The organism is Pseudomonas sp. AKS31 (genome assembly GCF_023634765.1).
Taxonomy (GTDB): Bacteria; Pseudomonadota; Gammaproteobacteria; order Pseudomonadales; family Pseudomonadaceae; genus Aquipseudomonas.
Genome location: NZ_JAMLFX010000022.1, coordinates 1 through 14,933, shown reverse-complemented (window position 1 = coordinate 14,933; position 14,933 = coordinate 1). Strand labels below are relative to the sequence as shown.

General features: G+C 59.9%; 16 protein-coding genes. 5 read left to right on the top strand and 11 right to left on the bottom strand.

Annotated elements, in window-relative coordinates; all coding sequences use genetic code 11:
- Positions 1-89: 89 nt before the first annotated feature.
- Both M9827_RS26770 and M9827_RS26765 read left to right on the top strand, forming a co-directional pair.
- Positions 90-1,487 (top strand): MFS transporter, encoded by a 1,398-nt coding sequence (locus M9827_RS26770; RefSeq protein WP_093434412.1) that lies wholly within the window; start codon positions 90-92, stop codon positions 1,485-1,487.
- A 9-nt stretch (positions 1,488-1,496) separates the two neighbouring features.
- Positions 1,497-2,021, top strand: coding sequence for a single-stranded DNA-binding protein (locus tag M9827_RS26765; protein ID WP_008081898.1), 525 nt, complete (start codon positions 1,497-1,499; stop codon positions 2,019-2,021).
- Positions 2,022-2,133: 112 nt separating this feature from the next.
- Here M9827_RS26765 and M9827_RS26760 read toward each other — a convergent pair whose 3' ends face one another.
- The 7 genes from M9827_RS26760 to M9827_RS26730 all read right to left on the bottom strand — a co-directional run bounded on the left by M9827_RS26760 (position 2,134) and on the right by M9827_RS26730 (position 7,394).
- The gene (locus M9827_RS26760; RefSeq protein ID WP_250608193.1) at positions 2,134-3,291 is read right to left on the bottom strand and encodes a glutathionylspermidine synthase family protein; all 1,158 of its coding nucleotides are present in this window, start codon (positions 3,289-3,291) and stop codon (positions 2,134-2,136) included.
- A 2-nt stretch (positions 3,292-3,293) separates the two neighbouring features.
- Positions 3,294-3,989 carry a DUF1190 domain-containing protein gene (locus tag M9827_RS26755; protein ID WP_250608192.1) on the bottom strand — a complete coding sequence of 232 codons (696 nt, stop codon included), beginning with the start codon at positions 3,987-3,989 and terminating at the stop codon, positions 3,294-3,296.
- 17 nt (positions 3,990-4,006) lie between these two features.
- Positions 4,007-4,432, bottom strand: coding sequence for a DUF350 domain-containing protein (locus M9827_RS26750; protein WP_007917221.1), 426 nt, complete (start codon positions 4,430-4,432; stop codon positions 4,007-4,009).
- A gap of 15 nt (positions 4,433-4,447) precedes the next feature.
- On the bottom strand, positions 4,448-5,098 hold the full coding sequence (locus M9827_RS26745; protein WP_250608191.1) for a DUF2491 family protein: 651 nt from the start codon (positions 5,096-5,098) through the stop codon (positions 4,448-4,450).
- A 212-nt stretch (positions 5,099-5,310) separates the two neighbouring features.
- A complete protein-coding gene (locus M9827_RS26740; protein WP_016983574.1) occupies positions 5,311-6,009 on the bottom strand; it encodes a PspA/IM30 family protein in 699 nt (232 codons plus the stop codon).
- A 17-nt stretch (positions 6,010-6,026) separates the two neighbouring features.
- Positions 6,027-6,695 (bottom strand): YjfI family protein, encoded by a 669-nt coding sequence (locus M9827_RS26735; RefSeq protein WP_250608189.1) that lies wholly within the window; start codon positions 6,693-6,695, stop codon positions 6,027-6,029.
- A 144-nt stretch (positions 6,696-6,839) separates the two neighbouring features.
- On the bottom strand, positions 6,840-7,394 hold the full coding sequence (locus tag M9827_RS26730) for a cysteine hydrolase family protein (protein WP_250608187.1): 555 nt from the start codon (positions 7,392-7,394) through the stop codon (positions 6,840-6,842).
- A 101-nt stretch (positions 7,395-7,495) separates the two neighbouring features.
- Here M9827_RS26730 and M9827_RS26725 point away from each other — a divergent pair, with 101 nt between their 5' ends.
- From M9827_RS26725 to M9827_RS26715, 3 genes are all read left to right on the top strand, one after another.
- A complete protein-coding gene (locus M9827_RS26725; RefSeq protein WP_250608185.1) occupies positions 7,496-8,497 on the top strand; it encodes a GlxA family transcriptional regulator in 1,002 nt (333 codons plus the stop codon).
- Positions 8,498-8,777: 280 nt separating this feature from the next.
- Positions 8,778-9,887, top strand: coding sequence for a DUF3182 family protein (locus M9827_RS26720; RefSeq protein ID WP_250608183.1), 1,110 nt, complete (start codon positions 8,778-8,780; stop codon positions 9,885-9,887).
- A complete protein-coding gene (locus tag M9827_RS26715) occupies positions 9,877-10,632 on the top strand; it encodes an alpha/beta hydrolase family protein (RefSeq protein ID WP_250608181.1) in 756 nt (251 codons plus the stop codon). The genes M9827_RS26720 and M9827_RS26715 overlap by 11 nt, the downstream gene beginning before the upstream one ends.
- A gap of 93 nt (positions 10,633-10,725) precedes the next feature.
- On the opposite strand, the gene M9827_RS26710 is transcribed toward M9827_RS26715, so the two are convergent.
- Genes M9827_RS26710 through M9827_RS26695 form a run of 4 tightly spaced genes read right to left on the bottom strand, consistent with a single transcriptional unit; the run spans position 10,726 to position 14,703 of the window.
- Complete coding sequence (locus tag M9827_RS26710) at positions 10,726-11,715, bottom strand: lysylphosphatidylglycerol synthase domain-containing protein (protein WP_250608179.1); 990 nt, start codon at positions 11,713-11,715, stop codon at positions 10,726-10,728.
- Positions 11,712-12,986: a cardiolipin synthase ClsB gene (clsB, locus tag M9827_RS26705; protein WP_250608177.1), complete on the bottom strand. Its 1,275-nt coding sequence runs from the start codon at positions 12,984-12,986 to the stop codon at positions 11,712-11,714. Before clsB ends, M9827_RS26710 begins: the two co-directional genes overlap by 4 nt.
- On the bottom strand, positions 12,983-13,780 hold the full coding sequence (locus M9827_RS26700) for an endonuclease/exonuclease/phosphatase family protein (protein WP_250608175.1): 798 nt from the start codon (positions 13,778-13,780) through the stop codon (positions 12,983-12,985). Before M9827_RS26700 ends, clsB begins: the two co-directional genes overlap by 4 nt.
- Positions 13,777-14,703: a DUF72 domain-containing protein gene (locus tag M9827_RS26695; RefSeq protein ID WP_250608173.1), complete on the bottom strand. Its 927-nt coding sequence runs from the start codon at positions 14,701-14,703 to the stop codon at positions 13,777-13,779. Before M9827_RS26695 ends, M9827_RS26700 begins: the two co-directional genes overlap by 4 nt.
- Between the last annotated feature and the right edge of the window lie 230 nt (positions 14,704-14,933).

The window sequence follows — 14,933 nt, the reverse complement described above, 5'->3', positions numbered from 1 at the left end:
GTTTCATCTATACGCGTCATAGCGTCGCGATATACCCCGTCTTTCGATGGGACTGGTAGAATCGCCGCCGGTTCACACGAGGTTTTTCCATGCACGATCCCCACAGCGAACGCATGAGTGGCAGCGAGACCCGCGCGGCGAGCGGTCTGGCCCTGGTGTTCGCCTTCCGTATGCTTGGCATGTTCATGGTGTTGCCGGTGCTGGCGACCTACGGCATGGACCTGGCAGGCGCGACCCCGGCCCTGATCGGCTTGGCTATCGGCGCTTACGGTCTGACCCAGGCGATTTTCCAGATTCCTTTCGGGATCATTTCCGACCGCATTGGCCGTCGTCCGGTGATTTACCTCGGGCTGATCGTTTTTGCCCTCGGCAGCGTGCTGGCGTCTCAGGCCGACTCGATCTGGGGCGTGATCGCCGGGCGGATCCTGCAGGGCGCCGGGGCTATTTCCGCTGCAGTCATGGCGCTGCTTTCCGACCTGACCCGCGAACAACACCGGACCAAAGCAATGGCGATGATCGGCATGACCATCGGTTTGTCGTTTGCGGTGGCCATGGTTGTCGGGCCGCTGTTGACCCGCGCTTTCGGCCTGTCCGGACTGTTCCTCGCCACCGGTGCCATGGCACTGGTCGGTATCGCCATCATCATGTTCATGGTGCCGCGTTCCACCGGGCCGTTGCAGCATCGTGAATCCGGCGTGGCGCGTCAGGCGTTGATGCCGACGCTCAAGCATCCAGACTTGCTGCGCCTGGATTTAGGTATCTTTGTGTTGCATGCGATGCTGATGTCGAGCTTCGTCGCACTGCCTCTGGCGCTGGTGGAAAAAGCCGGTTTGCCCAAGGAACAGCACTGGTGGGTCTATCTCACAGCGCTGCTGATTTCGTTCTTCGCCATGATCCCGTTCATCATCTATGGCGAGAAGAAACGCAAAATGAAACGAGTTTTGCTCGGCGCCGTCATGACGCTGATGCTCACTGAGCTATTCTTCTGGCAGTTCGGTGACAGCCTGCGGGCTCTGGTGATCGGTACGGTGGTGTTCTTCACCGCATTCAATTTGCTGGAGGCTTCATTGCCGTCGCTGATCAGCAAGGTTTCACCGGCGGGCGGGAAGGGCACGGCCATGGGCGTGTATTCCACCAGCCAGTTCCTCGGTTCGGCACTCGGCGGGATACTCGGCGGCTGGCTGTTTCAGCATGGCGGTCTGTCGGTTGTGTTCCTTGGATGCGCGGGTCTGGCTGCCATCTGGCTGGCCTTTGCTGTTACCATGCGTGAACCTCCCTACGTGACGAGCCTGCGCTTGCCGTTGTCGCCCGAGGCGATCCGCGAAGCGGGTCTGGTCGAGCGCCTCAAGGCCCTCGTAGGGGTAACCGATGCAGTGATAGTTGCTGATGAAGCGGCTGTTTACATCAAACTGGACAAAGAATTAGTGGATCGCGACACCCTCGAACGCCTGGTGAACAACCCGGCCGGGGCTGCTTGCGAAGCCTAGGAGAACGTTATGGCCCGTGGGGTTAACAAAGTCATATTGGTCGGCACTTGCGGCCAGGATCCCGAAGTTCGCTACCTGCCTAACGGTAACGCCGTGACCAACCTGAGTCTGGCCACCAGCGAACAATGGACCGACAAGCAAACCGGTCAGAAGGTCGAGAAGACCGAGTGGCACCGCGTTTCGATGTTCGGCAAGGTTGCCGAAATCGCCGGCGAATACCTGCGTAAAGGTTCGCAGGTCTACATCGAAGGCAAGCTGCAGACCCGTGAGTGGGAAAAAGACGGTATCAAGCGTTACACCACCGAAATCGTGGTCGACATGCAAGGCACCATGCAACTGCTCGGCGGCCGTCCACAACAGGGCGACCAACAAGGCGGTGGCAACAACTACCAGCAGTCGGCCCCGGCTCCACGCCAGCAGGCTCCGCGCCCGCAGCAGTCGGCTCCACAGCAGCGTTCGGCCCCGGCTCCACAGCAGGCCGCACCGCAACCGGCTCCGGATTTCGACAGCTTTGATGACGATATTCCGTTCTGATTCGCTGCTGTAACCGCTGCAAATTAAAAAGGCCCGTCGCTTGAAGCGACGGGCCTTTTTTGTGGGATTTGTTTCGTCTGCGGTTATCCCAAATCCCTGTGGGAGCTGTGGTCTAGTCGAGAATCAGGTGCGGCAAGAACCGGCTCGAATCCTTGGTGATCAAACTGTTGTCTTCCCGCACCCCAATCCCTGCAGCCTGATCGCCAATCACCCAGGAACCAATCAGGGTGTAGCTATCGCCAAACTTCGGCAACGGCGCGAATTCCTGCAGGATAAATGGCGCATCTGTGTAGGGCCCATCCTCTTTGACGATCAGCCCTTCTACCGTTTGCAGTTCAATGTTGGCGCCCTCGCGGGAAAAGTACGGCTTGCGCACCCAGCCCTTGGGCACGGCGCTGGCCGGGTTCGGGTCGAGATGCGCTGCCAACAGATTCGGATGTCCTTTGTGCAGTTCCCACAGCAACGGCAGCGCACCCTTGTTCGACAGAATCGCCTTCCACGCCGGTTCGAAAAACTGCGTGTCGCACTCGGCAATCGCTGCGCCGAAGGGCTCGTGAAAGATGAATTCCCAGGCATGCAACTTGAACAGGTGCGGGATCCAGCGATCTTCCAGGTCGACGAAACGCCCTTCAGCGGTCAAGCCGATGTCTTCGATATCGATGTGCCGCGATTCGATGCCGACCTTCTCGGCGATCAGGCGCAGGTAATCCGTGGTGCCCTTGTCTTCGACCGAGTCTTTCATCGAAGCGAAGTAGAACGGTCGCTTCAGCTGTAACTCGGCGAAGGCCTGATGCAGTTTGGTATCAATGCTGTTGAACTGGTCGGCATGGCGCGGCAGTGTGCCGCGCTCGATGCATTGTTCCAGCCAGCCCCACTGGAACGCCGCCGCTTCGTAAAGACTGGTCGGCGTGTCGTAGTTGAGCTCCAGCAGTTTAGCCGGGCCGTTGCCACTGTAGGAAAAGTCCATGCGCCCGTACAGATGCGGATGACCTTGCAGCCAGGAGGTGCGGATCATGTCGTAGTACGGCACCGGGATGCTCAGGCGATCCAGCAGTTCTTCGCTGTGCACCACGCGGTCGACCAGGTCCATGCACATCTCGTGCAGTTCGGTGGTCGGGTCCTCCAGATCGTTTTCGATTTGCGCGAGCGTGAACTGGTAGTACGCGCTTTCGTCCCAGTACGGCTCGTCATCGATGGTGTGGAACATGAAGCCAAGGCTTTCGGCAGTCTGTTTCCAGTCAGGCCGCTCGGCGCAGAGGATTTTCTTCATCGTCAGCTGCTCGAACGACCGGAACTGCTGCCCCAACCACCCCAGCCACTACGGGCACTGGACTGGCTGCCGAAGCCGCCGCGTGACGTCGAAGAAGCCACGTTGACCGGTTTGCTTTTGCTGCTTTCGTAATCCGTTTGGCTGCGCGTCGTGGTTTCGGCTCTGCGGTACTGCGTCGAGGTGTTGTACGGCTGGCGCGTTTCGCGATCGCGGTAAACCGTGCGTTCGGCGTTGTTGCTCATCGCGTTGCCGATCAGCCAGCCGGTCAGCCAGCCGTTGCCGCCACCGCCACCGCCGCTGGAGACGTGCGAAGTGCTTTGTACATTCTGCGCCGCTGGATTACCGGCGGGCATTTGTGCATCGGCGATGGCGTCGAGGTTCTGTGCCGGTTCACCGCTCGCAGGCACTTTGAAGCCGCCGAGTTTCGGCACGAAGCGGCCATCGGAGTTCTTCTGGCACCAGTCAGCGGCAAAGTCCGCGTCGCATTTGGCCTTGTTGTCGTACGCTGGCGCGATGCGCCGGTGCTCGGTCAGGGCGGCGACGTAAGCATTGGAGCAGACATCGGCAGCCACTTCGGCGTCGACACACTGTTCCATATTCTGGAAATTGTGCGGTTGATCCGCGGCTGTCGCCTGGCCGGAGATAGCCATGGCCACCGAAGCGGCAAGGGACAACTGAACGTATTTGCTGCGTTTCATCGTAGGCTTCCTGCCGATCAGTTGGACGGTGTCATGCACGCGGCGTTGAGCATGCCGACGCTGATCGCGACCGCCGCGACATAAATGCCGGAAGCCACTTCGCCGTTGGCGATGCGCTGGGACGTACCTTTGAGCACCAGGCCCGTGGCGAGGAATGCCAGCAGTTGCACGACGGCGGCAATCACCGCCCAGAGCACGAAGTCGAGGACGTTGACCGAAAACGCAATCACGTTACTGGCCGGAATCGCGAAGCCGATGATCGCGCCCGACAGGGCGATGGCGGCGGCGACGTTGCCGGAGCGGATCAGCTCGAACTCCTTGTGCGGCGTGATGCGCGTGTAGACGAATTGAAACAGCATGAACAGCAGCACGGCGCCGATCAGGTAGACGACGAAACCGACCAGGGCGGTTTTGTTCAGGGAAACGGCCAGCACTTCCAGCATGAAAAACTTCCTTTTTTAAATGGTGCTCAGATCTGTCGTGTACAGCGAAATGCCCAGCGAGGTGCTCAGGCTGACGGTGCCTTCTTCGTCCTGTTCGACGGAGAACAGCAGCAATTCGCGGCGATCGGTCAGGCCGGTCTCGCGCGCATAAAGCATGGAGTGGTGTTCGATGGTGTAGCTTTCGTCCGGATTGACCACTTGTTCGGTCATCGGCACCAGTTCGGTCTGGCCTTGTTCAGTGCCCCACTCGCGGGTGTATTCGACGCCGTCGTGGCTGTAGGCGGGCAGGCCGATCTGACTGTTGGGGCCAGCCAGACGCTGCAGTTCGGCGTCACTGTTGACCGTTACGTAGCTGAGGTAATTGAACAGCGTGACCGATTCGATCTGATCTTCACCGGTGACGTGGATCTGTAGCCAGAAATCCTCGTCGTTCATGTAATAGCGGTGCAGTTTGTTGGACTGGCCGAGGTCGACCCAGCCGTGGCTCCAGATCGCCTGATCGAAGGGCACGCGCACCGTGGTCGAACCGTCGAGCAACAGCGCCAGGGTCGTATCGAACCTGACAGCCTTGCCTTGGGCCAGGCCGAGTGGGCCACTGGCAACGGTCGGTGTTGGCGCAGCGGTCTGCCAGTTGCTGGTGCCCAGCAAGTCTTTAAACCATCCCATGGGTACGTTCCTTGAAGCGGGTGGAAGTGTTCGTCGGCGAAAAAGCGTCGCTAGTGTACCGGGCGAACCGGTGAACGAGCAGAAGGTTTTTTACGCCGCAAAACCATGTGGGAGCGAGCTTGCTCGCGAAGAGGGCATACCAGTCAATATTGATGTCGACTGATACGACGCTTTCGCGAGCAGGCTCGCTCCCACAGATTTTTTGCCCTGCGTTACTGCGAGGACTTTTGCTTCAGGCGCTCAAGAATCGCATTGGCGCTGCCTTCGTTCGGCGTGATGCCGGCGTCGCGCAGTTTGCGTTCCAGATCGTTGCCGGTCGAGGCGTCAGCCAACTCGTCCGCAGCGCTGAGTTCAGCCGCGCGCTGTTGCTGCTTGGCTTGCAGACGGTTCAGCGTACCGACGGCGGTTTCCAGTTTGCCATTGGCGCCGCCGCTGGCGATGGAGGCGCTTACCTGGGCTTTCTGCACGCTTTCACGGGCCTTGGCCATGTCCACTTGCTGGCGCAGGCTCTTGATGCGCGACTCCGCCTTGCTGATGTCTTTGCGCATGTTTTCGGCGTAAGTGCCGAACTCATCGCTCTGCTTTTTCTCAACATCCAGCTCGTTGGTCAGGGTCGAAATCGCTTCGGCCACTTCCAGTGCCAGGTCTTCACGGCCGGCATTCAGTGCCGAGACGGCTTTGGCTTCCAGATCCTTGATCTTGGCGTCGTACTCGCTTACGCGGTCGGCGGCCAGTTTGTGTTTGGCCATGATGGTGACCAGCTCGCGGCGAGCATTCGACAGCGCGCTGTCGGCATCGCGGATTTCCTGATCAAGAATGCGCAGGGCCTGTTGGTCAGCGATCGCTTCGCCGACTTCATTGGCGCCGCCGCGCAGTGCGGTGAACAACTTGCTCCAGATGGACTGAGTCATTGGATATTCCCTGTTGATTACTTGAAGAAGTGTTCGAAGGCTTCGCTCGCGCGCTGCACGTTGTCGACCAAGGTTTTCACCTCGGTGACGACGTTGGTCAGGCTCGAGTCGGCGCTGAGGGCGCCAAACATGTTGTAAACGGTCTGCCCGTTCGGCATCGACTCGATCCCGATCGACGACAGCGGGAACATTTCCCGGCTGCGCAGCACGGCATCGTTGAAGGCGCGCACGTCAGTGATCGAGTCGATGTCCACCAGTACGGTGTCGACGATGATCTGCTGGCCGGCCAGGGCGATGTGAATCGGCAGACCGCCGAATTCGTTCATTTCCAGCTTGATGCTGGGTTCGGAGCTCTGGATCAGCGACAGCGTGATCTCTTGCGAAGCCACCTCGTCCAGGGCCTTGAGGGCGTTGAAGAGGCTATCGATGGTCCAGTTGTTGCCTGCGCTCATGTAATTCTCCGACATGAAAGAGCCAGCCAGAATCGGTTGGCGTAGCTGTTGCTCCATTTGCTTGAGCAAGCTTCGGTTTTCGGGAAGCACCCAAGTTTCGTGTTTCACATAACCGGCCGCCGCGAGGCCCGCGCGCATCTGCTTCATATAGAAGCTCGACGGTTTTTTCGTGGACGCTTTCGCACGCTCTCCCTTGGGGCTCTCTGACTTCGCGGTGGGGGAACGGCTTTTCATGGCAATGGCTCGGTTATGAACATCTCACGCGTGAGCCACACTACAACCAATTCAAAGTGCCATCAATGGCTCACGCGTGAGATTTTCATGACAGACGAAAAAAGGCCCGCAGCGAGGCGGGCCTGGTGTTCTGCAGAATGTGACTCAGCGTTTGGCAGCGAGAAATTCGTCCGTGGACACCACGCTGGCGTAGGCGAAACCCAGCGCTGACATGAACGCAGCGTGGACATGGGCGGCCGGCACCGTCAGGCCATTGAACTCCAGGTCACGGCTGGCGCAGGCATCATGAATCACCGTGACGGTATAACCCAGATCCGCCGCCGCACGGGTAATGCCGTCAACACACATGTGGCTCATGCTGCCGACCACCACCAGTTCCTTGATGCCTTGTTCGTCAAGGATCGCTTGCAGTTCGGTTTCGCGGAACGAGTTGACGAAGTGCTTGAGCACCACTGGTTCATCGGCGCGGTTGAGCACTTTCGGATGCAGTTTGGCGCCGTCCGATCCCGGGGTGAAAAACGGCGCGTCCGCTGAGGTGAATTCGTGGCGAATGTGCACGACCGAATCGCCGGCCTGGCGGAACGCGGCAATCAGCCGGGCGGCGTTGTCGGCTGCGGCGTCGGCACCGGCCAGCGGCCACTTGCCTTGGGGGAAGTAGTCGTTCTGGATATCGACTACGATGAGCGCTTGCTTGGCCATGGGTGTGTCCTCGATGTATTGGCTGGAAGTGGCTGCAGTATTGGCGCTGAGCAGCGATTCGAGGATTGGCCGCACCGACAATAGACAGGGGAAAACTGACAATGGGCGCAGAAAGGGCCGCCATCGCTGAGCTGGGCGTGCTGATCTATCCCGGTGCGCAGATGGCAGCGGTGCATGGTCTGACCGATCTGTTTGCGGTGGCCAACCGGATTGCCGGCGAACATCAGGCGGCGCAGTTGCCGTTGCTGCGGGTGAGTCATTGGCAGGTCGAAGGTGATCAGCCACCGACGCGGATTTACAACAGTCTCGCGGGGGACGACGGCGCTTTACTGGCAGTGCTGATTCCGCCATCGATCGCAGGGTTCTCAACGGGGCAAGCGCCGGCCAGCCTGATGCAATGGTTACGCGACCAGCATGCCAGCGGTGCGACGCTGGGCGGGGTCTGTGTAGGCTCGCTGCTGTTGGCTGAAAGCGGTCTGCTCGACGGTCGCAGCGCGACCACTCACTGGACGTCGGCCAAGGCCTTTGCCGAGCGTTACCCAAAGATCAAGCTCAAGGCTGATACCCCGATTGTCGACGACGGCGATTTGATCACGACGGCCGGATTGATGGCTTGGTCGGAACTGGGACTACGCCTGGTCGACAGGTTGCTCGGGCCGAGCATTGCCACCGGCACCGCGCGGTTTCTGGTGATAGAGCACAGTGACAGCGCCAGTGAGTGCGGGAGTAACTTCGCGCCGATTCTCGGTCATGGCGATGCGGCGATTCTCAAGGTTCAGCACTGGTTGCAAAGCACCGGCGCGACCGATGTTTCGCTGACGGCGATGGCGCAGCGGGCCGGGTTGGAGGAACGCACCTTTCTGCGCCGGTTCCGTGCGGCGACCGGGTTGAAACCGACCGAATACTGCCAGCATCTGCGGGTGGGCAAGGCACGGGAAATGCTCGAATTCAGCAATGGCACGATTGATCACATTGCGTGGACGGTGGGCTATCAGGATCCGGGCGCGTTTCGCGCGATCTTCAAGAAGATCACCGGGCTGGCGCCGAGTGATTATCGGACGCGGTTTGGTGTGACCCCGTTTTCGAAAATTTCGAATGCCTAATGTGGGAGCGAGCCTGCTCGCGAAAGCGGTGGGTCAGCATGTTTGATGTCGGTCGACACGACGCCTTCGCGAGCAGGCTCGCTCCCACATTGAACTCCATAGGACGATAGATCGTGCAATTTGCCGGAGTTTTGCGCGCGTTCGTGCAGATTGAAACAGGCGTGGTGCCAGCACGTTTCTGGCAACCTTCTGATTGGGCTAGGATTTTCGTAAAGCGACCGTTGGCCTGATCTCTGCACCGCTCATCGCTACAGTCATCAAACCGATTAAAGGGGACCGCATGACCCCGACACTCCGCAAAAAACTGATCGTCGCCCACTCAGTGCGCACTCACGCGCCACAGCATGAAGTGCAGACCAACAAGGCTCTGGCGCGCTGGCTGGCGCAGATTCTCGGATGCAAATTCGGCGGCAGTTACGATCCGGACAAACATCGTGGCCGTGATCTGTATCTGCTGCCGACGCAAACCATTGTCGGAGCCGCCCGCGCGCATGAACTCGGCATCAACGGCCCGGGTGATCTGTGGGGCGGTTTTGTCGAGCACGACTTCATCTGCACCAAAGCCATCAGCCACGGCCTGCGCAGTCATCTGGCTCATGCGCCGCAAGGCTGGTCGCCGTTGTTTTCCGAGCGCGTGCGCAATGTGGTGCTGGATGGTCTCAGCGTGTTTGCCCTGGAAGATGCGCGCCCCGCCGCCGAACACCTGCTGTACAGCGGCCCGATACGCATGAAGCCGGTGCACGCCTGCGCCGGTCGCGGTCAGGAAGTGATCAAAAGCCTCGACGCCTTCGATGAAATCCTTGCCCGCCCCGGCATCGATAAACAATTCAGCGAGGGCGTGGTGCTGGAGCAGGACTTGAGCAAGGTCTTCACCCACAGCGTCGGCCAGTCATTCATCGGCGGCAAGGTGCTGAGTTACTGCGGCGATCAATACTTGACCAAGGATGCTCACGGCGAAGACGTCTACGGTGGCTCGAACTTGCTGGTGGTGCAGGGTGGTTACGAGGAACTGCTGGCGCTGGAGTTGCCTGACGATGTGCGCCTGGCCATCGAGCAGGCACAGGTATTCGACAGTGCGGCGGATGAAGCCTATCCGCGTTTTTACGCTTCGCGGCGCAATTACGACATCGCCCAAGGCCTGGACAGTAATGGCAAATCCCGCAGCGGCGTGCTCGAACAATCCTGGCGCATGGGCGGCGCCAGCAGCGCCGAAGTGGCGGCGCTGCAAAGCTTCGTCAACGATCCGGGGATGCGCGCGATCCGCGTCTCATCGGTGGAAACCTATATCGATCAGCCGCTGCCGGCGGACGCCATCGAGGTCTACCGTGGCCCGGCTGAAAACAGTGAATTTCTTCTCAAATACGTAACGGTCAAATCCTATGACGGCTAGAAGCGAAAGCATTCAAATCGACATTGATGATGAACAGATGAGCGGGACGTTTCTCAGTCCCAAATCGAAAGTGCCGGGGGTGTTGTTTGTCCACGGGTGGGGCGGGAGCCAGGAGCGCGACCTTGAGCGCGCCAAGGGCATCGCCGGTCTCGGTTGTGTGTGTCTGACCTTTGACTTGCGCGGGCATACCGGTGGCACCGGAATACCGCTGACCCGCGTGACTCGCGAAGACAATCTGCGAGACTTGCTCGCGGCCTATGATCGCCTCCTTGCGCATCCGGCGCTCGACACCTCGGCGATCGCGGTGGTCGGCACCAGTTACGGCGGTTACCTGGCTTCGATCCTGACCTCGCTGCGCCCGGTGCGCTGGCTGGCGCTGCGCGTGCCGGCGCTGTACCGCGACGAGCAATGGCACACGCCCAAGCGTGAGCTGGACAAGGCGGACCTGCGTGACTATCGCAATACGCTGATCCGCGCCGACACCAATCGGGCGCTGCATGCGTGTTCGCAATTCACCGGGGATGTGTTGCTGGTGGAATCGGAAACCGACGATTACGTGCCCCATGCGACGATCATGAGTTACCGCGCCGCGTGCCAGCAGACGCATTCATTGACGCACAGGATTATTGACGGCGCCGATCACGCGCTGAGCGAACCGGTTTCGCAGCAGGCTTACACCTCGATTCTGGTGGACTGGATCACCGAGATGGTCGTGGGTGAACGGTTGAGCATTATTCAATCCTGAAGATCAAAAGATCGCAGCCTTCGGCAGCTCCTACAGGGAGAATACATTCCAAGTGTAGGAGCTGCCGAAGGCTGCGATCTTTTGTTCTTGATTCTAATGTCTGGGTTTCTTCTCGATCCGCAACGCCTTGGCCTTGGCCTCCACCACCAGATACATCACCACCGTAATCAACAGCGGCAACAGAAAATAAATCGCCCGATACGCCAGCAACCCCGCCACCAGACTGCCGCGCGAAGTCTCGTGTTGCAGCAGCGCGACAAACACCGCTTCCAGCACCCCAAGCCCCGCCGGAATATGCGTGATGACCCCGGCAATCGCGCTGATCAGCAACACTCCCAGCACCAACGGATAATCCAGTTTGCTCGGCAACAAGGTGAAAATAACCGCCGCCATCAGCGACCAGTTCAGCGCGCCCAGCAGCAGTTGCAACACTGCCATACGCAAGGAGGGCAGATTGATTTCCACCCCGCGAATCGACCACTCGCGGCGCCTGGAAAACTGACACGCCGCAAGATAGCCGGCGCTGGCCAGCAGCAACAACACACCGATGCCTTGCAACGCAGCACTGCTGATTTTCCAGCCCGGCGGCATGCTCACCAGCCCGCTGCTGAATACCACGCCGGCAATGGTCATGTAGCCGAACCAGTTGGTCGCCAGGCTCAAACCAAGAATCTTGGCGATGTTGCCTTTGCTCACGCCCAGGCGCGAATACAGCCGATAGCGCATGGCAATCCCGCCGACCCAGGCGCTGAGATTGAGGTTGAACGCGTAGCTGATGATTCCCACCGGCAGGATCTGCTTCCAGGTCAGATCCTGCCGGATGTAGGTGCGGCCGATCAGGTCGAAACTGGCGTAGGTCAAAAAACTCAGCAAGGTCAGGCCGGCGGCAATCATCAGCGTGCGCACCTTGAAGTCGGCGAGGGTTTCCAACACTTCGGCCCATTCAATGCGCGTGGCGAACATCGTCAGCAACACGATCAGCGCGAGGAAAAACAGCAGCGTCAGCGGACGTTTCCAGCGGCTCCATTTCGACGGGGACGCTGGCGCTGCATGGCTGCTCGAATGCACGTCGGAATGGCTCATGGCGTGTTCCCTCGAAATGGCTTGAGCCGTGGTTTGTGCGCCGGCAACCAACCGGCCATTGCCGGGAAATGCCGCAAAAAGTGAAACACCAGAAAACCCACCGTCATGTGCCAGATCCGCCCACGTGGCGACTTGCTCGGGTCCATGGCTTTGCAGTGGTTCTGGCTGAGGTCTTCAAGGCGCTCGAACAGATGCTGATTGAAGGCGCGGTCGCGAATCAGCACGTTGGCTTCCAGGTTCAGTGAGAGGCTCAGCGGGTCGAGATTGCTTGAGCCGACCGTGCTCCACTCGTCATCGACCAGTGCGACTTTGCCGTGCAGCGGGCGCTGGCAGTATTCGTGGATCTGCACCCCGGCCTTGAGCAAATAATCGTAGGTCATGCGCGCCGCCAGTTTGGCTACCAGCATGTCCGGTTGCCCCTGCAGAATCAGGCGTACCTCGACCCCGCGACGTGCTGCATTACGGATTTCCCGCAGCAAGCGGTAACCGGGGAAAAAGTAGGCGTTGGCAATCACCACTCGGCGCTTGGCGCGGCGCAGCGCCTGTAAATAGATGTCTTCGATATCGGTGCTGTGTTGATCGTTGTCGCGGAACACCAGACGCACCTGACCGTCGTGATCGTCGAAGGCCATCTCTGCGCGACGCTGGCGCCGGCGTTGCCACCAGAAGCGTGCGCGTCCGGGGCGACCGCTTTGCAGCAGGGCAAAGTGGTGGATGTCGGCGACCACCGGGCCCTGGACTTCCACCGAGTAATCCTGCTTGGCTTCGGGGCCGAAATCGGCCAGGTGATCGCCGGAAAAGTTGATCCCGCCAATGAACGCGATCAGACCGTCGACCACCACGATCTTGCGGTGCAAACGGCGGAACCAGTTGGTGCGGATGCCCAAGTGTTTCGGGGCCGGATCGAAGATTTGCAGATGCACGCCGGCCTCGCTCAGTGCGGCGAGATAACCGGTGCTCAATTCGCCGCAACCAAAGCCGTCGAGGCTGACGGTGGTGCGCACGCCGCGCCGGGCGGCGTCGATCAGAATCTCCTGCAACTCGGCACCGACCTTGTCTTCGAAAACGATAAAGGTCTCAAGGAGGATTTCACTCTTCGCCGCGCGCATCGCTTCGAATACTCGGGGGAAATATTCCTCGCCGTTTTCCAGCAATTGCACATGGTTGTTGCCCTGCCAGTGGTACTCGACATCAACCTGGCCGGGCTCGCGTATCGGCGGGTTGATGGCGATCGGTTCCACGGCGGATTTCTCCAGCGGCGCGCTGCTCATAATTCGATCTCCACCGATAACGGGACATGGTCGGAAAGGTGCGACCAGGGACGGTTGGCCAGGACTTTCGGTTGGCTGGCCTTGAGGTTGCGTACATAGATACGGTCGAGCCGCAGCGTCGGCAGGCGCGCCGGAAAACTGCGCGCCGGTTTGCCCTGGTGCTCGGCGAACACTTCGCGCAGACCGCAAGGCTTGAGTTGTGCATCGGCGCGCTGGCGCCAGTCGTTGAAGTCGCCGGCGACGATCACCGGCGCGTCGTCAGGCAGCTCCGCCAAGCGTTGCATAAGCAAATCCAGTTGGGCGTTGCGATGACTTTCGCGCAGGCCCAGATGCACGCAGATTGCATGCACTTCGGTGCCGTCACCGGGCAGGCGCAGCACGCAATGCAACAGGCCGCGGTTCTCGTGGCCGCTGATCGACACGTCGAGGTTGTCGTGACGGATGATCTGGAATTTTGACAGCAGTGCGTTGCCGTGGTCGCCCTCCGGGTACACCGCGTTGCGCCCATAGGCGAACTGCGGCCAGAGGCTGTCGGCGAGAAACTCGTACTGCGGCATTGTCGGCCAGTTGCTGTAGCGCTTGGGATGATGCTCGTGGGTGCCGTGGACTTCCTGCAGGAACACCACGTCGGCGGCGACGCTGCGCACCGCTTCGCGCAGTTCCGGCAGGATGAAGCGCCGATTCAGGGCGGTAAAACCCTTGTGGGTATTGACCGTCAGTACGGTGAACGTACGCACCGACGGCGCGACCACCGAGCCTTCATCGGTGAAACCGACCGGTTCCGGAATGCTCATGGCAGCACTCCTTCGCCAGCGGGTTCACCGGGAGCGGTGGCGAGGTTTTTATCCAGCTCGAAACGCTGCAGCAACTCGCGGGCGTCATAGGGCGCGCGGACTTTGATGTCGTTGTCGAAATAGCAGAACACCTCACGGGATTTGCGTGCGCGCGGTTTCAGGCGTGGGGCGATCAAGTGCGCGTCTTTCGGTTGCTGGCCGTGGTGCCAGGCGTCGATCCGTTCGGCCCAGCGCTTGAGGGCTGGCGCGGTGTAGCCGCTGGCGTAAAGTTCTTCGGCACCGTGCAGGCGCAGGTAGACAAAGTCGCTGGTGAGGTCTTCGCGGTAGGGCCATTTGTTCGCGGTGTCGGCGATGACCAGTGCAGTGTTGTAGCGTTTCAACAAGCGCACGAACTCCGGATCGATGAAGCTTTCGTTGCGAATCTCCACAGCATGGCGCAGCGGCTTTTTGCGCCAGGCTTTCATGCTCGCGTGGCCGTGCAGATGGGCATCATGTTGCCGGGCGAGGGTGGCGGCGGCTTCGGTGTCGTGGGGCAAAAGCGCGAGGAAATGTTCGAAACGCTCAGGCTCGAATTTGAAGTTCGGCGGGAATTGCCAAAGGATCGGCCCGAGTTTTTCCTTGAGTTCCAGCACCCCGGAGGCAAAGAAGTTCGCCAGAGGTTTTTCGATCTCGCGCAAGCGGCGGATGTGAGTGATGAAGCGCGGCGCCTTGACGCTGAAAACAAAGTCGTCGGGCGTCTCGGCGTACCACTGCGCATAGCGTTCGGGCCGTTGCAGGGCGTAGAACGATCCATTGATTTCGATGCTGTTGACCGCTCGCGACGCGAACTGCAATTCGCGTTTCTGCGCCAGTCCCTTGGGGTAGAAGTCCCCGCGCCACGGTTCGTAGCGCCAGCCGGAAATACCGATGTGAATCGTTGCCATGCCGCCCTCCGTCGAAAAGTCCTCGTGTTGCCCGTATCTTTTGATGACTGCGGGCGGTTCGCGAAAGTTTCGATGGCGTTACGGACGGTCACGTCTTGAGGCGAAGATCAAAAGCGCTCCCCCTCACCCCAACCCTCTCCCCCAGAGGGGGCGAGGGGGAAGGGAGCTGATCTTCAGGGTTTTCAGGGTTTGAGTTCGACTCCGGACACTCAGGTCGATGTACTTCTCGC